This is a genomic window from Candidatus Pelagibacter sp. (genome assembly GCF_052049575.1).
Lineage (GTDB): Bacteria > Pseudomonadota > Alphaproteobacteria > Pelagibacterales > Pelagibacteraceae > Pelagibacter.
Map to the genome: position 1 here is coordinate 378,437 of NZ_JBNGZQ010000001.1, position 21,664 is coordinate 400,100.

Below are 21,664 nucleotides of genomic sequence, written 5' to 3' on the forward strand. Positions count from 1 at the left end.
TTAACTTATATAATAAGGTTTAATCAAATTTTTTTTGAGGTTAAATTTACTGCAAAGATGCGGTATATTCTCGTATTCAATATCATTTTCATTCTCAAAGTCCTTAAAACTAAAACAATAATAATCAATTTTTTTTATCATATGAATTGCTTTAATTGTTGAGAAAGAATTTCTAATACCTGCAAAACTGCCAGGGCCTCTATTTATATAAATTGATCCAATATCACTAATTTCCAAATTATTTTTCTTTAGAAAATTAACCAGCAAAACAATCAGTTTTTCATAATTATTTTTACTATTTTCATGAGTAACACTATAAGTATTATTATTACTAATGACCATAAAAAAAATATTTTCCTTTACCGCATCTATAATTAATTTTTTCATTTTTTTAATTATATTGACTTTTAACTCAAACGCACAAGAAAATAATGACAGGTTTTTTTCTAATGATGAGGGTGTGTTATCTATTATGTACCATCGATTTAATGAATTTAAGTATCCATCAACAAATATATCAATGGATATTTTCAAGGAACATGTTGATCTTATTTTAGATGCTAACCTAGCCTTCTATCATCCAAAAGATTTTATGGATGAGTTTGATGTTCCAAAAAAAGAGAAAAAAATTCTTCTTACTGTTGATGATGCATTTCAATCCTTTTATGATAATGCGTGGCCTTACCTAAAAAAAAATCAGATTCCATTTATATTATTTGTCTCCACCGAACCTGTTGGTAACAATGGATACATGAACTGGAACCAAATTAAAGAAATTGAAAGTAGTGAATTCGGAGTTATTGGACATCACTCACACTCTCATGATTATTTAATTGATAAATCGGAGGAAGTTTTTTTAAATGACATAAAAACATCAAATCTAATTTTTAAAGAAAAATTAGGATATGTACCAACTTTATTTTCTTACCCGTTCGGGGAGTATTCGGGATTTATGAGAGATTATATATCTCAAAATTTTAAAATTGCATTTGGGCAACATTCTGGAATTATTGATGTAAATAAAAATAAATTTGAACTTCCGAGATTTCCAATTAATGAAAAATACGGGGAAATTAAAAGATTTAAATCAATAATCAACTATTATCCGCTTGAGTATAAAAATTTAGAACCTGAAGAAAAAAAATTATCAAAAGAAAATAATCCACCAAATTTTAGAGTTAAATTTTTTGACAATCAAAAAAATATTGAAAATATAAATTGCTATTCAAATGAAGGTGATAAATGGATGAAATCAAATATTAAACTTGTTGATAAAGAACTTACAATAAAATTTAGAGAGCCATTTTTACCAAGAAGAGGCCGAGTTAATTGTTCTTTAAATGACAATGGTAAATGGAGATGGTTTGGAACTCAATTTATTGTTGATTAGTATCTTAAATTAAACTCTCTAATGCTATACTTGAAGGCAATAATTTTGCATCATCAAAATCTTTCAAATTATTTTGTTGGATAATTTTTTGTAAAACTTTTACATACTCATTTCCAGTCTCTGCATATTTGTCTAAATATTCTGATAAAATCATGCTGTCTAATGGTTCACCTAGATCTCTCAACTTAGCTCTGGCTAATCTAAAATCTTCATAGCTTGAATGTGTATTTATATTTCTTTGATAAGCTCTTACAGACGCTTGCAAAATATTAAATTTCATAACTTTATGACCTTCATTTTTCTCAGCATCTTTTGGTTTCAATCCTTCCCCTGACCAAGTCCATTGACCAAATAAAGCATTTCCTTGTTGCGCAAATCTCGAAGTTCCCCATCCTGTTTCTTTAGCAGCTTGAGCAAGTGCCAATGAAACTGGAACTATGTCCATTCTTCTTTTTAAATTTGATAAATCTCTAGAGGGTATACCGTATTGTTTATATTTTTTTTCTAACCATTGTTTCTCAGATTTTGTGTTATTGCTCTTATTAATTATACTGAACAATCTCTTTCTATCTAATTTAATGTTTTTATTTTCCTCTAAAATTAATGGTAATATTATTTGTATAAAGAATTCTTTTCTCTTTTTAACGCTCTCTATCATTTTTATTTCTGCAGGAAGTAAAGTTAAAGCTATAGGCTTAACTAATTTATTTTTTCTTACATCATCAAGCTTATAATCTGTATCTTCAAAAAGCTGTTTAATCGTTGAAGCATCTAGTCTTACTGTGTCCGTTTCTTGATCATTTAAACTATAAATATCGATTAATAAATCATCCTCATTAAGTGTTTGAGAATTTAACGAATTTGAGGATTTTTTATTAAGAGTGTATGCGAGTATTGCTTTTGAATTATTTTGAATCCCAGCAGAACTTTCAATCTTATCATTGGTAAAATTAATAACAATCGGCAAAGAATAAAAAAATAAGATAACAAGTGCACTACTCAGAATAATTCTTGGAAGTGAACTTAGATTATTTTCATCGAAAACTTTAAATGGTTTTATTTTATTTTTTTTGAAGATTCTTTTCATTTATTAAATAGCCTCAACTTTTTTTACTTCTGGCAAATAATGACATAAAAGATTTTGAACGCCTTGTTTTAGAGTCATTGTAGAACTAGGACAGCCGGAACAGCTCCCTTGTAATTGAACTTTAACCACTCCATCTTTAAACTCTTTAAATTTAATATCTCCTCCATCTCTTGCTATTGCTGGACGAATTTTATCCTCAAGTAATTGTACAATTCGTTCCTCAATTTCATCAAAGCTTTCACTTTGTTCGTTTAGATCTTTATTAATAACAAATTCTTTCCCTGATGCATAAAAATCGTTGATATGTGAGATTACAATATGCTTGATATCTTCCCAAGAATTTTCATGATTTTTATTTACTGAAATAAAATCTTTGCTTAAAAAGATTCCCTCAACACCATTAACTGAAAGAATATTTCTTATTAGCTCATTATTTACATTATCATTTTTTTTTACTTCAAATGATCCTGCACTAGAGACAACTTTACCTGGTATAAATTTTAACGAATTAGGATTAGGTGTTATCTCTGTCTGGACGAACATAAATCATATATAAGCAATATTTAAAAAAATGGTACTGCTTTATGAAAATATCCTCAAAAACCTACTATTTCATGAATTTTTTTAATTTTTTTTGAGGCAATTTCATTCGCTTTCTCGTATCCCTCTTTAAGTATTTTTTCCAAAAAAACTTTATCACTTAATAATTCTTTAATTCTTAATGAAATTGGACTGATTTCATTAACCACTATATCTGAAAGTTTTTCTTTGAATTCTGAAAAATTTTTCCCAGCAAATTCATCTATCGTTTTTTGGAAAGTATTGTTCATTAAACTCGAATAGATACCAATTAAATTTTTAGCCTCAGGTCTTTTTTCTAATTCATCAATAGTGGATGGTAAAGGTAAAGTATCAGTTTTTGCTTTTTTAATTTTATTAATTATTTGATCTTTATCATCAGTTAAATTAATTCTACTCAGATCTGATATTTCAGATTTACTCATTTTCTTGAGACCATCTTTAAGGCTCATAATTCTAGAAAATTCTTTTTTAATCAAAGGTTCAGGAACTATAAAAAAATTTTCAATTTCATAATCATTGTTAAATTTTTGTGCAATATCACGACATAACTCCAAATGTTGTTTTTGGTCATCTCCAACTGGTACATGAGTTGAGTCATATAATAAAATGTCAGCCGCCATTAAAACAGGATACGAGTATAAACCGATACTTGCTTTTTCTTTATCTTTCCCTGCCTTTTCCTTGAATTGGGTCATTCTATTTAACCATCCCATTCTCGCAACACAGCTTAATATCCACGCTGCCTCTGAGTGAGCACTCACTTGAGATTGATTAAAAATGATACTTTTTTTCGGATCTATTCCACTAGCAACAAATGTAGCTACTGTCTCATGTATATTTGATTTTAAATCTTTTGGATTTTGGCTTACGGTTATTGCATGAAGGTCGACAACACAAAAAATACATTCATTTTGAGTATCGTTATTTAAATCAACAAAATTTTTTATCGCTCCTAAATAATTTCCTAAATGAAGATTTCCAGTGGGTTGAACACCAGAAAAAATTTTTTTTTTCATATTCTAATACTTTAATTTAATATCTTGATAATTAAAAGCTTTGATGAAATATGACAGTGTTAAGTAAAAAATTATTGTTAATAAAACGCATAATACTAAATAAACCGACTTTAAATAATAGGTATAACTTAATTCATTTTCAAAAAATAAGATCATATATTTAAAGATAACACCCATCATAATTGATGCAAAAATTATCTTAACAAATTGTTTAAAAAAAGATTTGTTAAATTCAAAAAGATCATTATTTTTTAAATAAACGAACAATATAAAAGAGTTAAACCATGAAGATATTGTCGTTGCTATAGGAATAATTATAAAACCAATATCTTTAAAAAAGTAAACACTTATCAAAATATTTAGCAAAACAGAAACTAACGAAATATAAAATGGGGTTTTTGTATCATGATTTGCAAAAAAAAATGTTGAAAAAACTTTTATTAATGCAAATGCTGGAAGTCCCAAGCCAAAATAATAAAGAGCATTCGAAGAATTAAAAACTGATTTTTCTGTAAAAGAACCATATCCAAATAGAGCTGAAATAATTTGTTCAGATCCTATAACCAATGCTACTGAGGCAGGTATACTTAAAAACATACTTAGCTCTAATGCTTTATTTTGAATTAATAATATTTTCTTCTTTTTTTTTTGGTGAACATGTTTTGAGAGTTGGGGCAGGACAACAACACCAATGGCTATACCAGCAATTGCTAAATTAATTTGGTATATTCTATCAGCATAATATAGGTATGATACAGCACTAGCCTGGAATGAAGCTATAATTGTTCCAACCAAAATATTTATTTGAGTAACTCCCGAGGAAAAAATACTTGGTAATAATTTTTTAAAAAAAAATTTTACTTTATTGGTGATTTTAAATCTAAAATCAAAATCTAATGCATAATATTTTTTTACAAATCTATATAAAAAAATTAATTGTAGTAATCCTGCGATAGATATCCCGTATGAAAGATAGTAAATTAATTCATCACCTAAATATCTTCCAAAAAATAAAATAGTAATTAAAATTATATTTAAGATAATGGGCGCAGCCGAAGCAGCAGCAAATTTATTATGAGAGTTTAAAATTGCGCCAAAAAAGGAAGATAGACTTACAAACATTAAAAAGGGGAAAGTAATCCTTGTCAAACTAGTTGCTAATTCAAATTTTTTAGTATCTTCAACAAACCCTGGTGCTATTAGTCCCACAAAAATTGGCATGAAAATTTCAATTATGAGAACTAAAAAAAATAAAGCTAAAAATAATAAATTAAAAACATCATTGGCAAATTTATTTGATCTAGATTTATTTTTAACTAATTCAGAAGTGTAGCTTGGTACAAAAGCTGAGTTGAAAGTTCCCTCAGCAAAAAGTCTTCTAAAAGTGTTAGGTATTCTAAATGCTACAAAAAAAGCATCAGCCAAAAAACTTGTTCCAAGAAAAATTGCTATCAAAACATCTCTCAAATATCCAAGTAATCTGCTAATAATAGTATAGAAACCAAAAGTCCCTGTTGACTTAACTAAATTCATAAATCATATTAGTCTTAAATTTACCTCATTTGTACACCTAATTAAGCTAAATGAAAAAAACAAAAATTGATCATTATACAGATAAAGAAGCTTTAGATTATCATCGTCATAATAAACCAGGTAAGATCGAAATCTCATCCTCAAAGAATATGACTACAAAAAGAGATCTCGCATTAGCTTATTCGCCAGGTGTAGCAGCACCAGTAAAAGCCATAAGTGAAAATCCAGAAACTGCATTTGACTATACAAGTAAGGGAAATCTTGTGGCAGTAATTAGTAATGGTTCTGCAATTTTAGGTATGGGTAACTTGGGAGCTTTAGCCTCAAAACCTGTTATGGAAGGAAAAGCAGTATTATTTAAAAGGTTTGCTGATATTGACTCGATTGATCTTGAAATTGACTCACAAGATCACAATGAAATAATTAATAGTGTTAAAAATTTTGCTCCAAGTTTTGGAGGTATTAATCTGGAGGACATTGCTGCTCCAGATTGTTTTATTATCGAGGAAAAACTTAAAGAAATTTTAGATATTCCTGTATTTCATGATGATCAACATGGTACGGCAATCATAACTACAGCTGCATTAATCAATGCACTGGATATTACCAAAAAAAAAATTGATGAAGTAAAAATAGTTGTCAACGGCGCAGGTGCATCAGCAATGGCTTGTGCTAATTTGTTTAAAAAAAGTGGAGTTCCAAAGAAAAATATTACAATGGTTGACAGAACAGGAGTGATCTATAGTGGAAGAGAAAATTTAAACCAGTGGAAAACAGCTCATGCTATTGAAACTAAGCATCGAACATTATCAGATGCAATCAATAATGCCGACGTATTTTTAGGTTTATCAGCAAAAGGAGCTTTGACAAAAGATATGGTTAAAACTATGGGGAAAAATCCAATAATATTTGCATGCGCAAATCCTGATCCAGAAATTAAACCAGAGGAAGTTGCAGAGGTAAGAAATGATGCCATCATGGCCACTGGAAGATCAGACTATCCAAACCAAGTAAATAATTTGATTGGTTTTCCATATATATTTCGAGGTGCATTGGATGTAAGATCCAAAACTATTAATGAGGAGATGAAAATCGCAGCCGCTCACGCGATTGCAAACCTAGCTAAAGAGGAAGTTCCTGATGAAGTTGTTGCTGCAATGGGGGGTGAGAGGCCACATTATGGAAAAGATTATATAATTCCATCAACATTTGATCCAAGGCTTATAAGTGTAATTCCTGCTGCAGTAGCTAAGGCGGCAATAGATTCTGGTGTCGCGAGAATAAATATTAAAGATTTTGGTAATTACAAAGATCAGTTAAGACAAAGATTAGACCCGACAGTTACGATCATGCAGGGTATTAACAACTATATAAAAAAGAAACCCAAAAAAGTAATTTTTGCAGATGGTGAAGATGAAAACATGCTTAAAGCAGCAATAGCATTTAAAAACTCCAACTTAGGAGTGCCAATCTTAGTTGGAAAAGAGGATCTAATTAAAAATCAATTAAAGAAAATTGGTTACAGTGAAAATTTTGATATAGAAATTACCAATTCAAAAGATGCTAAAAAAAGAGAAAAATATGTAAAATATCTTTTTCGAAAACTTCAAAGAAATAAAGGCATGCTTGAGCGGGATTGTGATCGTTTAATACGAAATGATAGGGTTATTTGGGCATCTTGTATGGTAGCATGTAAGGATGCTGATGCTATGGTTACTGGAAATACCAGAAGATATTCTTCATCTTTAGAAAAAATAACTCAAGTTGTAGATCCTAGAGCTGGAGAAATAATGTTTGGCCTAAATTTGATAGTGAATAGAGGAAAAACAATTTTTATATGCGATACCTCTGTCATCGAATATCCTGATGCAAATCAGCTAGCAGAAATGGCGAAATCAGCAGCTAGAGTTGTTAGATTATTTGGATTTGATCCTAAAGTAGCTTTCTTATCTCATTCCACTTTTGGAGAACCAGCTACTGACAGAACAAAAAGGCTAAGCGATGCAGTTAAAATTTTAAAGAAGGAAAAAGTTGATTTTAAATTTGATGGAGAAATGCAGCCAGATGTTGCCTTAGAAGAATTATATAAAGAGCTTTACCCTTTTTCGGAAATTGTTGGAAATTCAAACGTCTTAATAATGCCAAGCCAACATAGTGCAGCTATTTCATATAAAATGATAAAATCAATGAGTAGAGCTAAAGTTATAGGGCCATTACTAATAGGCTTAGGCCTTCCAATAGAAATTGCTCCTTTAAGAACATCAACTTCAGAAATTATTAATTTAGCTTCAATAGCTGCATATTCTGCAGATGTAATTGACTATAAAAATAATTAATTTTTTTGAATTCTTAGATCCTCTACGAGTAAAATACTTGCCACAACATCCTCTACATCCAATATTTCTTTGGCTTCCTCTATAACAAGTGATTTTTCATCTGACGTTAAAGCTATACCGTAAATATAAATTTTCTTTTTATATGTGTCGATTTGATAATTAGTTGCCTTTATCTGTTTATTAATAATTAAAGCAGTTCTTAATTGTGAAGTAATTAAAACATCTTTTGCAGATTGTTGAAAGTTAAACTTCTCTTTAATCTTAACATCATTTCTTACAGATCTAGCCCCCTCTGTTTCCCAAGCCAATTTTGTTATTTGGAGTTTTTCTTCAGGGTTATCAACTTTGCCTGTTAAGAATATTCTTCCATCCAAGACTTTTGATTTTATAGATAAAAAATATTTTTTATCTAATAATAATATTCTTGCTGATAAATTTTTTTGCATAATTGAGTCATCAATTTGTGTACCTAAGGATCTAGGATCTAGTGCGACTGATACACCCGTTCCAAAAATTCCCTTTGAAGAAACGCCAACGCATCCTGACAAAAATAATGTTAGTGATATAAATATTAAAACTTTAAACTTCATTTTTTATCTTTAAACAAAAATTATAAATTATTTTTTTGGGTACAGCATTATTTTGAGAAATAAGGTTTACAATTTCTTTAATACTTAATTTTTTAATCATTTTCCTTATATTATTTTTATCTGATTCACTTAATAAAAGAGAACTTTTTTTTATTTTTTTTTTTTCAGATATTACAAGAGTTAATTCACCTTTTAAATTTTCATCTAAAGTTTTTAAATCATCAATTTTAAATCTTAAATATTCCTCATAAATTTTTGTCATTTCTCTACAAATTAAAATTTCTCTACCAGAAAAACTTTCTTTAAGAAATGGAATGGTCTTATTTATTTTTTTTGATGAAATAAAAAAAACAATACTAGAGTCCAACTGGGAAAGTAATTTTAAATCATTTTTAATATTCTTTAATTTTGATGGAAAAAAACCATAAAAAAAATATTTTTCAGAAAATCCACTAATTGAAACAGCAGTACTAACCGCGGAAGGACCTGGTAATGGAAAAATATTTATTTTTTCCTTAACACATTCTCTAACCAAAATGGCTCCAGGATCTGATATTCCAGGAGTGCCAGCATCTGAAACAAGAGATACAATTTTATTATTCCTTAAATGATTTATAATTAGAGATAAATTTTTCTTTTCATTAAATTTGTGATTGGATAATAATTTTGATTTTACCTCAAATTTTACCATCACTTTTTTGGAAATTCGCGTATCCTCGCATAGAACAAAATCAGAATTTTTTAAAATTTCTATTGCTCGGTAAGTAATATCTCCTAAATTTCCGATCGGGGTAGGTATTATATATAGACCTTTTTTAATTTCTTTATTTTGAAATTTGGGGTTTACAGTCATAATTATACAATACTAAAATTATATAAATCATTAAATGAATAAATTTTTTAAAATTCTTTTCTCTATATTTTTTGTTTTATCATTTGAAACATCTATTTCATATTCTGAAGAAACAAAAATTAAAATAGGAGTATTAGCTCCGCTATCAGGAGAAGATGAGTCTTTGGGAAAACAAATACTTAATTCTATCAGGATGGCCTTAATTGATATTAAAAATAGTAACATAGAAATATATCCTAAAGACACTAGGTCAGATCCCGATGTGACTTTACGTTCAGCTCTAGAATTTGAGGAGATGGGAATATCATTGGTTATCGGTCCAGTTTTTCATAAAAACTTGTTATTTTTAGATAAAGTAAAAAATATCACTTTTTTATCTTTAACGAACAAAACTTTAGATCTTCATAAAAATATCATAAGCAGTGGCATTAACTCATCTTCGCAACTTAAGACAATTAAAAAATTTTTAGAAAAGAGTGAAATAAAAAAAACAATTCTTTTAATTCCTAATTTAAATTATGGTCAAGAGGTAAAAAAGGGAATTAAAGATTCAAACATAAAATTTTTTAAACAATACAATTATAATATTGATCCTACAAAATTAACAAAACAAATTGAGAAGATCACAAATTACGGAATAAGAAAACAAAATCTACTAGACGAAATATCACGAGTTGAAAATTCTGATGATCCAAATAAAGAAAAAATTATAGAGAACCTTGAAAAAAAATACACTCTTGGAAATGTAAAATTTGATTCTGTTGTAGTTGCAGATTTTGATGAAAGTTTAAAAAGTGTTATTACTTCATTACTCTATACCGACGTATCACCAAAAAAAAAATATATAATTACTTTAAACCAATGGTTTGATGAGAGTTTGTTAAAAGAACGTAATTTACAACCAATTTATTACCCTTCAATAAACAAACAAAATTTGGATCAGTTTACTGATAAATTTTTTAAAAAATTTAATTATAAACCAAATTATCTGTCATTACTGAGTTATGATTTAGTTGGATTAATATATTATCTATCACTTAAAAATGAAGCTTTAGAAATAAACAAATCGTTTAAAACTCAAAATACATTTAAAGGGAAAATAGGAGTTTTTGAAATCAAGGATAATAAAATTAATCATCAATTAAATTTTTATCAAATCAATGATGGAAAACTTATAGAAATTTTTTAATTTTTTTAAATGCGATTGATCTATGATCGATTTTAAATTTGCTAGAAAACTTCATTTCACCAAAAGTTTGTTTCTTTTTTTTTGGGATAAAAATTGGATCGTATCCAAAACCATTTTTTCCTCTAATTTTATTTGAGATATGACCCTCAATTTTTCCTATGACACTTGCAATTATTTCATCTAAATAACAAATTGATAGCGCGCATACAAATCTTGCTTTAATCTTTTTGGCTCTCCAATTCTTATCTTTTTTATCTAACTCTTTATATACTCTTTTAATCGCTTTATTAAAATCTCCTTTAGATCCTGCCCATCTGGCTGAAAAGATTCCAGGCTTTTTATCCAAACTATCTATTTCAAGACCAGAGTCATCAGCTATACAAACTAAATTAGATTTTTTTGAAAAATACTTAGATTTGATTATTGAATTTTCCTTAAATGTTTGCCCATTTTCTGCTGGGCTTTTAAGATTAAAATCTGATGTAGAAAAGGTCTTAATTGATTTTGGCAATAAACCCTTAATTTCTCTAAGTTTTCCTTTGTTATTTGTGCCAATTAATATTTTTGATATTTTTTTTTTTAACATCTGGAAATTCTTAAATTTCTTACCATATAAGCTCTTATGGAAAAAGAGCAAAAAGAAAACATCCAAAATGAAAATTTAGCTAAGGAAGAAAATAATCAATCTACTAGCTCTCAGGATCAAACAGATGATCATAATAAAAAAGAAGAAGAGGACAAGAAAGAACTAACACCAGAAGAAAGGATTCTAGGGCTTGAAGATAAACTAGCTAGAACATTTGCTGAAATGGAAAATCAACGAAGAAGGTTTGAGAAGGAGAAGGAAGATGCTTTTGAATACGGAGGTTTTTCATTTGCTAAAGAAGCGCTCAGCCTTATAGATAATTTTGAAAGATCCAAAAGTATTTTAGAAAGTGATGAAAAGTTGAAAGACTCTGAAGCGCTTAAAAAAACTTTAGAACATTTTGATATAATTCATAAAGATTTAATATCCATATTTAACAAAAATGATATTAAACAGATTGATAGTTTAAATAAAAAATTAGATCCAAACTTTCATCAAGCAATGATGGAAATTGAGGATGATACAAAAGAGCCAGGAACTATAATTCAAGAAATTCAAAAAGGTTTCACTATTAAAGATCGATTACTAAGGCCCTCATTGGTTGGTGTAGCTAAGAAAACTCAAGAAAAATCAGCTAAAACAGAGGAAACTAGAGAGAATTCGGAGACTAAATAATGATTGGAACAGCTTGTAGAATCAAAAATAACACATATATGACGAGTGGGATTAATTATTATGAGTAAAATTATTGGAATAGATTTAGGAACAACCAACTCTTGTGTGGCTATTATGGAAGGAAGCCAAGCAAAAGTTTTGGAAAATGCTGAAGGCGCGAGAACGACACCATCTGTTGTTGCCTTTACCGATGAAAAAGAAAAATTAATAGGTCAACCAGCTAAAAGACAGGCTGTAACCAATCCCGAGAATACTATTTTTGCTGTTAAAAGACTTATTGGAAGAAACTTTGACGACCCGACTGTTAAAAAAGATATAGAAGCTGCTCCATTTAAGATTGTCAACTCAGAAAAAGGAGATGCGTGGATAGAGTCTAAAGGGGAAAAATACTCTCCTTCTCAAATTTCAGCTTTTATTTTACAAAAAATGAAAGAAACAGCTGAAAAATATTTAGGCCAAGCTGTGACAAAAGCTGTAATAACTGTTCCTGCATACTTTAATGATGCTCAGAGACAAGCAACAAAAGATGCTGGAAAAATTGCAGGTCTAGAAGTTTTAAGAATCATAAATGAACCTACTGCTGCATCATTAGCTTATGGTTTAGATAAAAAACAAAATAAGAAAATTGCAGTTTATGACTTAGGTGGTGGAACATTTGATGTTTCAATACTTGAGCTTGGTGATGGAGTTTTTGAAGTTAAATCAACCAACGGAGATACATTCTTAGGTGGTGAAGATTTTGATAATTCTGTAGTTGAATATTTAATTACAGAATTTAAAAAAGATAATGGAATAGATTTGAAATCAGATAAACTTGCTCTTCAAAGATTAAAAGAAGCAGCAGAAAAAGCTAAGATTGAATTATCCTCAGCTGAACAAACTGATATTAATCTGCCATTTATTACAGCTGACAAAACTGGTCCAAAACATATTAATCTAAAACTTACAAGAGCAAAACTTGAGGCGCTAGTTGAAAATCTTATAGCTAAGACAATGCCACCATGTAAAACTGCATTGAAAGATGCTGGTATCACTGCCAATGAAATTGATGAAGTTGTAATGGTTGGTGGTATGACTAGGATGCCTAAGGTGATAGAAGAAGTTAAAAATTTCTTTGGGAAAGAACCTAATAAAAGTGTTAACCCTGATGAGGTTGTAGCAATGGGTGCTGCAATTCAAGCAGGTGTTCTTCAAGGCGATGTCAAGGATGTGTTATTATTAGATGTAACTCCTCTTTCTTTAGGTATTGAAACCTTGGGTGGAGTTTCTACAAAATTAATTGAAAAAAACACAACAATTCCTACTAAAAAAAGTCAAGTATTCTCAACTGCTGAAGATAATCAACCTGCTGTTTCTGTTAGAGTGCTGCAAGGTGAAAGAGAGATGGCAGCTGATAATAAAATTTTAGGAAACTTCGAGCTTGTTGGAATTGCACCTGCACCTAGAGGTGTTCCTCAAATTGAAGTTACATTTGATATTGATGCCAATGGTATTGTTAACGTTTCAGCGAAAGATAAGGGGACTGGAAAAGAACAAAAAATTCAAATTCAAGCCTCAGGTGGTTTAAGTGACGAAGAGATTGAGAAAATGGTAAAAGATGCTGAAGCCAATAAAGAAGCTGATAAAAAGAAAAGAGAATCTGTAGATGTAAGAAATCAAGCAGATACCTTAATTCATTCTACAGATAAAAATCTTAAAGAGCACGGTTCTAAAGTATCTGAAGCTGACAAAAAAGCTATTGAAGATGCTTCAAGTCAATTAAAAGAGGCTCTTAAGGGTGAAAACACAGATGATATTAAGAAAAAAACTGAGGCATTAGTTCAAGCTTCAATGAAACTTGGAGAAGCAATATATAAATCACAACAAAATACAAAGCCGGATTCTAATAAAGATGATGGTAAAGATGATAAAGGAAAAAAAGAGGATAATGTTGTTGATGCTGATTTTGAGGAAGTAAAAGACGAGAATAAAGAAAAGAGCGCTTAACATACATTTATCTGTCCGGGGTATTAAATGGCAAAAAGAGATTATTATGACGTCCTCGGTGTAAATAAAAACGCATCCCCTGAAGAATTAAAATCTGCGTATAGAAAGTTAGCTGTAAAATATCATCCAGATAAAAATCCTGGTGATAAAGGAGCTGAAGAAAAGTTTAAAGAAGCAAGTGAAGCGTACGGCATTCTTTCTGATAAATCTAAAAAAGAAAATTACGATAATTTTGGTCATGCTGCCTTTGAAAATGGTGGTGGTGGACAAGGTGGATTTGGAGGTTTTGGAGGTTTCAGTGGTGCAGATTTTTCGGACATATTTGAAGATTTTTTTGGAGACTTCGGAAGTGGAAGAAGAAGTTCTAGGGGAAGAAGTTCAAATAATAGAGGCTCAGATCTAAGATATGATTTATCGATTACATTAGAGGAAGCTTACTCAGGGAAGAAACAAAATATACAATTTTCGACATCAGAAAAATGTAACACATGTAAAGGAAATGGATCTAAGCCCGGGTCTAGCCCTGATAGATGTACTTATTGTGGAGGAAACGGTAGAGTAAGATCTAATCAAGGTTTTTTTACAGTTCAACAAACATGTCCTCAATGTGCAGGAAGTGGGGAAGAAATAACAAATCCTTGCTCAGACTGTAATGGACAAGGAAATACTCAAACCTCAAAAAAAGTGTCTGTGACAATTCCCAAAGGGGTTGATGATGGCACAAGAATTAGACTTGCTGGCAAAGGTGAAGCAGGAACAAGAGGCGGTGCTAGCGGTGATTTATATTTATTTATAAACGTAAAATCCCATGAATTATTTAAAAGATCTGATGTAAATTTATTTTTTGAATTTCCAATTTCCATAGCAGATGCTGCACTTGGTACTACAATAGAAATACCAACAATCGACGGTAAAAAAGCAAAAATAAAGATACCTGATGGAACTCAAGATGGTAAACAATTTAGGTTGAAAGGCAAAGGCATGCCCTTTATGCGTAGAGGAGATTTTGGAGATTTGTATGTACAAATTAAAACCGAAGTTCCAGTTTATTTAAACAAAGAGCAGCGAAATCTTTTAGAAAAATTTAGGGAAATAGAAAATGAAAAATCTAATCCAAGTATTAAAAAATTTTTTCAAAAAGCTAAAGATTTTTGGAAGAATTAACATATAGTTTAAAATCAACAAAGATATTTAAGTTGAATTAATTGATTCCTAGTTTAAAAAATAATAATGATAATTTGGATAGCATCTTATCCTAAAAGTGGAAATACCTGGGTCAGATCTTTTGTAATTGCCTATTATTTTTGTGAAAATGGAATTTTTGATGTTAATAAATTAAATTTAATACAAGATTATCCAAATAAACAGTTTTTTAAAGAAACCGTAAAAAAAAACGAAATTCATAAACATTGGGACTCCTCTCAAAAAAACATTTGTAATGAAAAAAAAGTAAAATTTTTAAAAACTCATAATTCTTTAATTACTGCTTTCGGAAACGACTTTACTAAACCAGAATATTCTTTAGGTGTAATACATGTTATTAGAGACCCAAGAAACATCATCACTTCATTAAAAAATCACTATGATTTTGAAACTTATGAAAGAGCATTAAAATTTATGCAAGATGAAAATAAAATATTAGAGGATTACCCACATTTGAAGAATTATGCAAAAACAAATATAATTAATTCCTGGAGAATAAATTATCAGTCTTGGATGAGTAATAAAAATTTTCGTAGGCTTACAATAAGATATGAAGATATGATCAAAGATCCACATCAAACTTTCAAAAAATTAGTGGTTTTTATAAATACCTTAATGAGGTTTAAAGATAAGATAGATCCAAAAAAGTTTAGTAATGCTATAGAAACAACAAATTTTAAAAGTCTTCAAGATATTGAAAATCAAGGAAAATTCAGTGAAAATGTTTATTCTCTTAAAGATAATAAAAAAATAAAATTCTTTTATCAAGGACCAGAAAACGACTGGAAAAAAAATCTTGATGAAAACATGATAAAAAAAATGAATGAATATTATAAAAAAGACTTAAAATTCTTTCGATATGAAAACTAAAAAAATAAATTTAACCATTACAGGATGTCTAGGTAGAATGGGACAGCAATTAATCAAATCTGCAAGTAAAGATAAAAGATTTAAAATTAACAGTCTAACGGAAAATAAATTACAAAGAAAAAAAATCCTCGGTATTTTACCAAAATTAAATAGTTTTGAGGCCTTTAAGAGAAGTGATGTTATAATAGATTTCACAATTCCAAAATGTACACTTGAAGTTCTCAGTATTGCTGCCAAACAAAAAAAAAGAGTGATAATAGGGACTACAGGTTTTAGTTTAAAAGAAGAAAATATAATAAAAAAAATTTCAAAAATAATTCCAATTCTCAAAGCTGGAAACATGAGTCTTGGAATTAATCTTTTGATGTATTTAACTGAGATTGCATCAAAATCTTTGAGTAATAATTTTCTAAGTAAGGTTTTTGAAGCTCATCATAAATTTAAAAAAGATCATCCCTCTGGTACAGCATTAATGTTGGGTCAGGGCATTGCAATAGGGAAAAATAAAAATTTCTATGGAATTATAGGTAAAAAATATTTAAATAAAAAAAAATTTCCTTACGGAAAAAAAATAAACTTTAATTCAGTTAGAAAAGGTAAAATTATTGGTGAACATGAGGTTTTATTTTCCAGTGGTAAAGAGATAATAAGATTAAATCATGAAGCATTTGATAGAGCACTTTATTCTGAAGGTGCACTTACAGCCGCCAGTTGGTTAATGAAGAAAAAACCTGGTTTGTATTCCATGAGAGACTTAATGAATTTCAAATAATGAATGAAATTCAAAGGGCAAAGATAATACTAAAGATACTTAATAAAACATACCCAAGTATTAAAGTTCCACTTAAAAGTCGAAATGTATTTACTCTATTAATATCTGTTCTTCTTTCCGCTCAATGTACAGATGTAAATGTAAATAATGTTACTAAAAATATTTACCCCAAATATCACAAACCAGAACACTTTGTTAAGCTTGGAAGAAAAAAAATAGAAACTTTAATTAAAAAAATTGGTATTTTTAGAGTTAAAGCAAAGAGTATTTATAACTTGTCAAGAATACTGTTAAAAGAATACAATGGTAAAGTACCCAAAACCTTTGAAGAACTTGAAAAACTACCAGGCGTTGGACATAAAACAGCTAGTGTAGTTATGTCCCAAGGTTTTGGTCATCCAGCTTTTCCTATTGATACTCATATTCATAGGCTTGCTCAAAGGTGGGGATTAACAAATGGAAAAAATGTAGTTCAGACTGAATATGATCTAAAGAGATTGTTTCCAAAAAAGCATTGGAACAAACTACATCTACAAATAATTTATTACGGAAGAGAGTACTGTAAAGCAAGAGATTGTTATGGATTAAGTTGTAAAATTTGTACTTCTTGTTATCCTAACCGAAAAAAACCGTTTATCGCAAAAAAACCTTGATGAAAATTTTAGGAATTGGAAATGCTATCGTTGATGTACTTTGTAATGTGACAGATGAGTTCTTAATAAGACATTCTCTTACTAAAAGTACAATGAAATTAGTTGATGAGACAGAATTCAAAAATTTACTATCATCATTAAAGATTGAGCAAACTGTTTCGGGTGGTTCTGTCGCTAACTCTATTGTAGGTTTATCGCAGCTAGGAAATGAAGTCGGATTTATTGGAAAAATAAGCGCTGATGAGTTAGGTCAAAAATATGAAGATGGAATGAAAAAAGAAAAGGTTAAATTTCTATATAAAAAGAAAATCGAAAAAATTCCAACCGGATCTTGCTTAATTTTAATTACACCAGACTCTGAAAGAACAATGTGCACTTATTTGGGAACTGCAGGAAAAATCGACGATAATGACATTAAAGAAGAAGAAATTAAAAATGCAGATATGATTTTTTTAGAGGGTTATTTATGGGATGAAGGAAGTCCTAAAAAGGCTTTTGATAAAGCAATCACTCATTCAAAAAAAGTTGCCATGTCTTTATCAGACCAATTTTGTGTTGAAAGACATAAGCCTCATTTTTTAGATCTAGTAAAAAATCACTTAGATATAATTTTTGCTAATGAGCAAGAGATTTTATCTTTAATAGATGCAAAAAATTTTAATGAAGTTATTTCATTTTCTAAAGAATTAAAAAAAGATATTATAATTACTAGAGGTTCAAAGGGTGCAATTTCAATTAATGATAAGCAAGTTGAGGAAATTGAAGCTAAACCAAATTTAAAAATTAAAGATTTAACTGGTGCTGGAGACCTTTTTGCTGCTGGGTATTTACATGGTATTATAAATAATTTAAAGACAAAAGAGTGTCTTATAAAAGGAACTGAATTGTCCTCAAAAATTATCCAGATTGTTGGTGCAAGAATTTAATTATTGAATTGAATAACTACTATTATTATTTAATATAAAATTTTCATCACCAAAAACCTCATTCATTTTTTTTCTTAATCTATAAATATGAGTCTCAACTGTATGTGTCTCTAGATCTGGTGAATAATCCCAAACACTTTTTTGTAAATCTTTTACAGTTACATCTTTTTTATCATAAATAAAAATTATCAAATTTATTTCTCTTTCAGTCAAATCTAAATTTTTATCTTTAAAGGAAATAATTCTAGAATTTAAATCTAAATTATATTTTCCAATTCTTATATTTGATTGTTTCAAAAATTTATTTTTTAAAAAATTTACATTGATAATTTCTAGTAATTTTTTTAGTTGAATTATTTTATCCTCTAAAACTAAAAGATTTTTTACACCAGTAATATTTTTTTTAGAAATAACAAGGTAATCAATTTTAGGGTCAAATTGAATATTTTTATATTCATTTTTGTTACATTTAATTATTTTAAAATTTAAACTTTTATGAATTTCGTCTAATATTTCAAATAAAATTTGATGTTCAAAAATGATTAATATTTTTGGACTCATTTTAATAAAATATGACAATTATTATCAAAAATAAAGAAACACTTTTGATTGATGACTTTAAATTTAAATGTTCAGTTGGAAAAAATGGATTTAGCAAAGATAAAAAGGAAGGAGACAATAAAACACCGATCGGTATTTTCAAATTAGGTAATATCTACTACAGGGAAGATAGAATTAAAAAACCAATTTCTAAACTTAAGTCAATTAAAATTAAAAGAAATATGGGATGGTGTGATGATCCAAGAAGTAAGTATTATAATAAATTAATCAAGATCAAAAAAAATTTAAAAATAGGTTATGAAAAACTTTTTCGAAAAGACAACAAATATGATTTATTTATAGTAATTAAATATAATTACAACAAAACATATAGAAACAAAGGTAGTGCAATTTTTATACATTTAACAAAAAATTATTCCCCTACACAAGGTTGTATTGCAATAAAAAAAAAAGATTTTTTTATTTTAAATAAATTAATTCATAAAAATACAAAAATAAAAATTAGCTAGTTCTTTTTCCAAATATCCCTGTGCCTATTCTCAAAAATGTTGATTTATATTCTAAAGCATCTAAATAATCGTTAGTCATTCCCATGCTTATTTCGGAGAGATTTATTTTCTGATTCAATGCAAGTAGATGTTTAAAAAAGGGTTTTGGATCCTGATTATCTGGCGGTATACACATCGTTCCAATTATATTTAATTTTAATTCAATGCATTGATTATAAAAAGTTTCTAAATCAGCAGGATTTATTCCTGACTTTTGACTCTCATCACCAAGGTTTACTTGGATAAAGATTTTGATTTTTTTTGTTTTTTTTTGAATTTCGTTAGAAATTTTATTTGCAAGTTTTAAATTATCTAGAGAATGTATATAATCGAATATTTCAACAGCATTTTTAACTTTATTAGTTTGTAACTTACCCAACATGTGTAATTTCAAGTTATTGTACTTTTCTTTTAACTTTTGCCATTTTAATTGAGCCTCTTGAACTTTATTTTCACCAAATTCAACGTGACCATATTCTATTAAAGGTAAAATATCTTGTTCTGAGAAAGTTTTTGATACGGCAATTACTTTCGGTTCATATTTAGAGTAATTGAGATTATCAATTTTATTCTTAATTTTTTCTTTAATTTCAACTAAATTCTTTTGTGTATTATGCATAAAAAATTACAAGTGTATTATTTTATAGATGAATTTAATTATTCGCATCTTATTAATTTAGATAAAAATATATCTTTAATTTGGAGAAATAAAAACAAAGAAACTTTGCTTAAGACTTTAATAGAATTACGTAATTTTTGTAATAAAAACGGAAGAAAACTTTATATAAATAACGATGTATATTTAGCACACAAAATTGGAGCTGACGGTATATATATTTCATCAAATAACAAAGATTTAATTTTAAGCCCAGGTAGATTAAAAAAAAATTTCAAAATTTTAGGATCAGCACATAATGTAAAAGAAATCAAAATTAAAGAAATTCAAAAAGTTACTGAAATATTCCTATCACCTCTATTTAAAAATAAAAGAAATAACAAATTAGAAATCTTTAGATATTTAAACTTACGAAAAGCAACTAATATTAAAGACATAGCCTTGGGTGGAATTGATGAAAAAAACTTTAAAAGACTTAAATTAATTAATCCAACAGGATTTGCTGGAATTTCTTATTTTGAGAAAAAAAAAGGCCCCTAATTTATTAGGGGCCTTTTAAATCAATCTATCAAATGATTAGAATGAGAACGCAACGTTTAAGACTGTTGCTTCTACATCTTTAGCAGTCGCTGATCCATTTTTAGACTCCATAGTATTCATAGCCAAACCGAGAGCGATTGAACCCATCGTGTATGAAGCTGAAATACCTGAGTTAACTTCATCATCAGCAGCACCGTCAAACTCGATTTCTTGTCTACCAGCACCTACTGAAAGCTCTTCATTAACTGCAATCGAGATACCATAGTGTGTAGCATCTTGGTCAGTTGATGTTGTAGCTTCGTAATCAACAGTAGTTACTTGATAACCAGCAGTCACTGAACCTGCAGTGTATTTGAAACCATAAGTTTCGTTTTCTGCTTCCTCACCATCGTCAAAGTATGCAGCACTTAGCTCTAAACCATCCATTAAGCCACTGTAAACAATAGCATAACCAGTTTCTGCATCACCTTTAACACCTTGAGCAGTTCCTCTTGGGTTGTAAGATGCTGATAATGCAACACTACCTACTGATACATCATATCCCCATTGACCAGTTTGGTTGTTACCAGAAGAATCAATCAAACCACTGTCTGTACCATCAGTTGCTTCGTAAACTGCTGAGTAAGCATTTGGAACGATGTCCTTAAGTTTGTCAACACCACTTCCAGAGCTTGATGCACCTGAAAATGATAAAGTACCTGCATCACCCATACCAAGTTTTAGATTGTAGTCATCATAAGTACCACCATCTAACTCGTAGTAAACTGATACAGTCATACCATTGTCTAAGTCTCCACCACCATTGAACTTGATGCTGTCACCCATAGCAAATGGGTTAACATCTGAATTGGTGTTAAGACCAGTGTAAGATAAACTTGCGCTACCAGATACACTCATTTCACCAGCAAAAGATGCTGAAGAAACTAATGTTGTAGCTAAAGCAGTTAATCCTACTTTAGTTAGTTTGTTCATAAATTTACTCCTTTTTTATAATTAATTATAAACAGGATCGTTTTTAGCAAAAAAAGATATTTTTCTTATAAAATATTAGTATTTTAACTAATAAATTGTCCTACTGTTGTATTTTTACATCACTTTTTCTAAGTAAAATGGGCATTTTTTTAAGTTTAATTATATTCTAATTTTAAACTA

At 28.9% G+C, this 21,664-nt stretch carries 23 protein-coding genes; 12 read left to right on the forward strand and 11 right to left on the reverse strand.

Going from position 1 to position 21,664, the window contains the following annotated elements; all coding sequences use genetic code 11:
* Nucleotides 1-534, reverse strand: a complete 534-nt coding sequence (locus ACTT9C_RS01950; protein WP_440922824.1) for a peptidase M22 — start codon at nucleotides 532-534, stop codon at nucleotides 1-3.
* Here ACTT9C_RS01950 and ACTT9C_RS01955 point away from each other — a divergent pair.
* Nucleotides 521-1,390 carry a polysaccharide deacetylase family protein gene (locus ACTT9C_RS01955; protein WP_440922825.1) on the forward strand — a complete coding sequence of 290 codons (870 nt, stop codon included), beginning with the start codon at nucleotides 521-523 and terminating at the stop codon, nucleotides 1,388-1,390. The genes ACTT9C_RS01950 and ACTT9C_RS01955 overlap by 14 nt on opposite strands.
* A 4-nt stretch (nucleotides 1,391-1,394) precedes the next feature.
* On the opposite strand, the gene ACTT9C_RS01960 is transcribed toward ACTT9C_RS01955, so the two are convergent.
* The 4 genes from ACTT9C_RS01960 to murJ are packed head-to-tail and all read right to left on the reverse strand — an operon-like array spanning nucleotide 1,395 to nucleotide 5,608.
* A complete protein-coding gene (locus ACTT9C_RS01960; protein WP_440922826.1) occupies nucleotides 1,395-2,477 on the reverse strand; it encodes a glucosaminidase domain-containing protein in 1,083 nt (360 codons plus the stop codon).
* A 3-nt stretch (nucleotides 2,478-2,480) separates the two neighbouring features.
* Nucleotides 2,481-3,020, reverse strand: a complete 540-nt coding sequence (locus ACTT9C_RS01965) for a NifU family protein (RefSeq protein ID WP_440922827.1) — start codon at nucleotides 3,018-3,020, stop codon at nucleotides 2,481-2,483.
* A gap of 53 nt (nucleotides 3,021-3,073) precedes the next feature.
* On the reverse strand, nucleotides 3,074-4,075 hold the full coding sequence (gene trpS / locus ACTT9C_RS01970) for a tryptophan--tRNA ligase (protein WP_440922828.1): 1,002 nt from the start codon (nucleotides 4,073-4,075) through the stop codon (nucleotides 3,074-3,076).
* A 3-nt stretch (nucleotides 4,076-4,078) separates the two neighbouring features.
* Entirely contained in the window at nucleotides 4,079-5,608 is a 1,530-nt protein-coding gene (gene murJ, locus ACTT9C_RS01975; RefSeq protein ID WP_440922829.1) for a murein biosynthesis integral membrane protein MurJ, read from the reverse strand.
* Between the two features lie 50 nt (nucleotides 5,609-5,658).
* On the opposite strand from murJ, the gene ACTT9C_RS01980 reads away from it, so the two are divergent.
* Nucleotides 5,659-7,944: an NADP-dependent malic enzyme gene (locus ACTT9C_RS01980; RefSeq protein ID WP_440922830.1), complete on the forward strand. Its 2,286-nt coding sequence runs from the start codon at nucleotides 5,659-5,661 to the stop codon at nucleotides 7,942-7,944.
* Here ACTT9C_RS01980 and ACTT9C_RS01985 read toward each other — a convergent pair.
* The gene (locus tag ACTT9C_RS01985) at nucleotides 7,941-8,534 is read right to left on the reverse strand and encodes a BON domain-containing protein (protein ID WP_440922831.1); all 594 of its coding nucleotides are present in this window, start codon (nucleotides 8,532-8,534) and stop codon (nucleotides 7,941-7,943) included. The genes ACTT9C_RS01980 and ACTT9C_RS01985 overlap by 4 nt on opposite strands.
* Nucleotides 8,524-9,387, reverse strand: a complete 864-nt coding sequence (gene rsmI / locus ACTT9C_RS01990; protein WP_440922832.1) for a 16S rRNA (cytidine(1402)-2'-O)-methyltransferase — start codon at nucleotides 9,385-9,387, stop codon at nucleotides 8,524-8,526. Before rsmI ends, ACTT9C_RS01985 begins: the two co-directional genes overlap by 11 nt.
* 34 nt (nucleotides 9,388-9,421) lie before the next feature.
* Between rsmI and ACTT9C_RS01995 the strand changes: the two genes are divergently transcribed.
* Nucleotides 9,422-10,576 (forward strand): ABC transporter substrate-binding protein, encoded by a 1,155-nt coding sequence (locus ACTT9C_RS01995; protein ID WP_440922833.1) that lies wholly within the window; start codon nucleotides 9,422-9,424, stop codon nucleotides 10,574-10,576.
* Here ACTT9C_RS01995 and rdgB read toward each other — a convergent pair.
* Nucleotides 10,560-11,162: an RdgB/HAM1 family non-canonical purine NTP pyrophosphatase gene (rdgB, locus tag ACTT9C_RS02000; RefSeq protein ID WP_440922834.1), complete on the reverse strand. Its 603-nt coding sequence runs from the start codon at nucleotides 11,160-11,162 to the stop codon at nucleotides 10,560-10,562. The genes ACTT9C_RS01995 and rdgB overlap by 17 nt on opposite strands.
* A 36-nt stretch (nucleotides 11,163-11,198) precedes the next feature.
* On the opposite strand from rdgB, the gene ACTT9C_RS02005 reads away from it, so the two are divergent.
* The 7 genes from ACTT9C_RS02005 to ACTT9C_RS02035 all read left to right on the forward strand — a co-directional run bounded on the left by ACTT9C_RS02005 (nucleotide 11,199) and on the right by ACTT9C_RS02035 (nucleotide 18,247).
* Nucleotides 11,199-11,837: a nucleotide exchange factor GrpE gene (locus ACTT9C_RS02005; RefSeq protein WP_440922835.1), complete on the forward strand. Its 639-nt coding sequence runs from the start codon at nucleotides 11,199-11,201 to the stop codon at nucleotides 11,835-11,837.
* Nucleotides 11,838-11,897: 60 nt separating this feature from the next.
* The gene (dnaK, locus tag ACTT9C_RS02010) at nucleotides 11,898-13,823 is read left to right on the forward strand and encodes a molecular chaperone DnaK (RefSeq protein WP_440922836.1); all 1,926 of its coding nucleotides are present in this window, start codon (nucleotides 11,898-11,900) and stop codon (nucleotides 13,821-13,823) included.
* Nucleotides 13,824-13,850: 27 nt separating this feature from the next.
* Nucleotides 13,851-14,987, forward strand: a complete 1,137-nt coding sequence (gene dnaJ, locus ACTT9C_RS02015; RefSeq protein WP_440922837.1) for a molecular chaperone DnaJ — start codon at nucleotides 13,851-13,853, stop codon at nucleotides 14,985-14,987.
* 66 nt (nucleotides 14,988-15,053) lie between these two features.
* Entirely contained in the window at nucleotides 15,054-15,896 is an 843-nt protein-coding gene (locus ACTT9C_RS02020) for a sulfotransferase domain-containing protein (protein ID WP_440922838.1), read from the forward strand.
* Complete coding sequence (gene dapB / locus ACTT9C_RS02025) at nucleotides 15,886-16,668, forward strand: 4-hydroxy-tetrahydrodipicolinate reductase (protein WP_440922839.1); 783 nt, start codon at nucleotides 15,886-15,888, stop codon at nucleotides 16,666-16,668. The genes ACTT9C_RS02020 and dapB overlap by 11 nt, the downstream gene beginning before the upstream one ends.
* Entirely contained in the window at nucleotides 16,668-17,321 is a 654-nt protein-coding gene (gene nth / locus ACTT9C_RS02030) for an endonuclease III (RefSeq protein WP_440922840.1), read from the forward strand. Before dapB ends, nth begins: the two co-directional genes overlap by 1 nt.
* The gene (locus ACTT9C_RS02035; RefSeq protein ID WP_440922841.1) at nucleotides 17,321-18,247 is read left to right on the forward strand and encodes an adenosine kinase; all 927 of its coding nucleotides are present in this window, start codon (nucleotides 17,321-17,323) and stop codon (nucleotides 18,245-18,247) included. The genes nth and ACTT9C_RS02035 overlap by 1 nt, the downstream gene beginning before the upstream one ends.
* Here ACTT9C_RS02035 and ACTT9C_RS02040 read toward each other — a convergent pair whose 3' ends face one another.
* Nucleotides 18,248-18,808, reverse strand: a complete 561-nt coding sequence (locus ACTT9C_RS02040; RefSeq protein ID WP_440922842.1) for a winged helix-turn-helix domain-containing protein — start codon at nucleotides 18,806-18,808, stop codon at nucleotides 18,248-18,250.
* An 11-nt stretch (nucleotides 18,809-18,819) separates the two neighbouring features.
* On the opposite strand from ACTT9C_RS02040, the gene ACTT9C_RS02045 reads away from it, so the two are divergent.
* Entirely contained in the window at nucleotides 18,820-19,317 is a 498-nt protein-coding gene (locus tag ACTT9C_RS02045) for a L,D-transpeptidase family protein (protein WP_440922843.1), read from the forward strand.
* Here the strand turns inward: ACTT9C_RS02045 and ACTT9C_RS02050 are convergent.
* The gene (locus ACTT9C_RS02050; RefSeq protein WP_440922844.1) at nucleotides 19,310-19,975 is read right to left on the reverse strand and encodes a YggS family pyridoxal phosphate-dependent enzyme; all 666 of its coding nucleotides are present in this window, start codon (nucleotides 19,973-19,975) and stop codon (nucleotides 19,310-19,312) included. The two genes, ACTT9C_RS02045 and ACTT9C_RS02050, sit on opposite strands and share 8 nt — an antisense overlap.
* Between ACTT9C_RS02050 and ACTT9C_RS02055 the strand changes: the two genes are divergently transcribed.
* Nucleotides 19,970-20,512: a thiamine phosphate synthase gene (locus tag ACTT9C_RS02055; protein WP_440922845.1), complete on the forward strand. Its 543-nt coding sequence runs from the start codon at nucleotides 19,970-19,972 to the stop codon at nucleotides 20,510-20,512. The two genes, ACTT9C_RS02050 and ACTT9C_RS02055, sit on opposite strands and share 6 nt — an antisense overlap.
* Before the next feature lie 36 nt (nucleotides 20,513-20,548).
* Here the strand turns inward: ACTT9C_RS02055 and ACTT9C_RS02060 are convergent, their stop codons facing one another.
* Complete coding sequence (locus ACTT9C_RS02060; protein WP_440922846.1) at nucleotides 20,549-21,484, reverse strand: porin; 936 nt, start codon at nucleotides 21,482-21,484, stop codon at nucleotides 20,549-20,551.
* Nucleotides 21,485-21,664: the final 180 nt, after the last annotated feature.

Coding starts and splice junctions, on each gene's coding strand:
- ACTT9C_RS01955 (WP_440922825.1), top strand. CDS start 521: ATGGATATTTTCAAGGAACATGTTGATCTTATTTTAGATGCTAACCTA.
- ACTT9C_RS01960 (WP_440922826.1), bottom strand. CDS start 2,477: ATGAAAAGAATCTTCAAAAAAAATAAAATAAAACCATTTAAAGTTTTC.
- ACTT9C_RS01965 (WP_440922827.1), bottom strand. CDS start 3,020: ATGTTCGTCCAGACAGAGATAACACCTAATCCTAATTCGTTAAAATTT.
- trpS (WP_440922828.1), bottom strand. CDS start 4,075: ATGAAAAAAAAAATTTTTTCTGGTGTTCAACCCACTGGAAATCTTCAT.
- murJ (WP_440922829.1), bottom strand. CDS start 5,608: ATGAATTTAGTTAAGTCAACAGGGACTTTTGGTTTCTATACTATTATT.
- ACTT9C_RS01980 (WP_440922830.1), top strand. CDS start 5,659: ATGAAAAAAACAAAAATTGATCATTATACAGATAAAGAAGCTTTAGAT.
- ACTT9C_RS01985 (WP_440922831.1), bottom strand. CDS start 8,534: ATGAAGTTTAAAGTTTTAATATTTATATCACTAACATTATTTTTGTCA.
- rsmI (WP_440922832.1), bottom strand. CDS start 9,387: ATGACTGTAAACCCCAAATTTCAAAATAAAGAAATTAAAAAAGGTCTA.
- ACTT9C_RS01995 (WP_440922833.1), top strand. CDS start 9,422: ATGAATAAATTTTTTAAAATTCTTTTCTCTATATTTTTTGTTTTATCA.
- rdgB (WP_440922834.1), bottom strand. CDS start 11,162: ATGTTAAAAAAAAAAATATCAAAAATATTAATTGGCACAAATAACAAA.
- ACTT9C_RS02005 (WP_440922835.1), top strand. CDS start 11,199: ATGGAAAAAGAGCAAAAAGAAAACATCCAAAATGAAAATTTAGCTAAG.
- dnaK (WP_440922836.1), top strand. CDS start 11,898: ATGAGTAAAATTATTGGAATAGATTTAGGAACAACCAACTCTTGTGTG.
- dnaJ (WP_440922837.1), top strand. CDS start 13,851: ATGGCAAAAAGAGATTATTATGACGTCCTCGGTGTAAATAAAAACGCA.
- ACTT9C_RS02020 (WP_440922838.1), top strand. CDS start 15,054: ATGATAATTTGGATAGCATCTTATCCTAAAAGTGGAAATACCTGGGTC.
- dapB (WP_440922839.1), top strand. CDS start 15,886: ATGAAAACTAAAAAAATAAATTTAACCATTACAGGATGTCTAGGTAGA.
- nth (WP_440922840.1), top strand. CDS start 16,668: ATGAATGAAATTCAAAGGGCAAAGATAATACTAAAGATACTTAATAAA.
- ACTT9C_RS02035 (WP_440922841.1), top strand. CDS start 17,321: ATGAAAATTTTAGGAATTGGAAATGCTATCGTTGATGTACTTTGTAAT.
- ACTT9C_RS02040 (WP_440922842.1), bottom strand. CDS start 18,808: ATGAGTCCAAAAATATTAATCATTTTTGAACATCAAATTTTATTTGAA.
- ACTT9C_RS02045 (WP_440922843.1), top strand. CDS start 18,820: ATGACAATTATTATCAAAAATAAAGAAACACTTTTGATTGATGACTTT.
- ACTT9C_RS02055 (WP_440922845.1), top strand. CDS start 19,970: ATGCATAAAAAATTACAAGTGTATTATTTTATAGATGAATTTAATTAT.
- ACTT9C_RS02050 (WP_440922844.1), bottom strand. CDS start 19,975: ATGCATAATACACAAAAGAATTTAGTTGAAATTAAAGAAAAAATTAAG.
- ACTT9C_RS02060 (WP_440922846.1), bottom strand. CDS start 21,484: ATGAACAAACTAACTAAAGTAGGATTAACTGCTTTAGCTACAACATTA.